The 333-nt window shown below is 48.6% G+C and carries 2 tRNA genes; both read right to left on the reverse strand.

The annotated features are described in order from the left end of the window. Positions 1–71: transfer RNA gene (locus tag SB717_RS34450), tRNA-Glu, on the reverse strand. Positions 72–238: 167 nt separating this feature from the next. Next, positions 239–314: transfer RNA gene (locus tag SB717_RS34455), tRNA-Val, on the reverse strand. Positions 315–333: the final 19 nt, after the last annotated feature.

Here is a 333-nt window from a genome sequence, read left to right on the forward strand (position 1 = left end):
GACCCGTACGGGATTCGAACCCGTGTTACCGCCGTGAAAGGGCGGTGTCTTAACCGCTTGACCAACGGGCCAGTATGACTCCATAGCTATAACTTAAACCTAAAAAACAATAGGTTAACAATGGATAGCTTCCTACTAAGCTACTGTAAAATATGGTGGCTCGGGACGGAATCGAACCGCCGACACAAGGATTTTCAGTCCTTTGCTCTACCAACTGAGCTAATGGCTCAAAAAAAAATGGTGGAGGATGACGGGCTCGAACCGCCGACCCCCTGCTTGTAAGGCAGGTGCTCTCCCAGCTGAGCTAATCCTCCAAAAAAATCTATATAAGCG

The organism is Priestia sp. SIMBA_032 (assembly GCF_046535215.1).
GTDB lineage: Bacteria > Bacillota > Bacilli > Bacillales > Bacillaceae_H > Priestia > Priestia aryabhattai.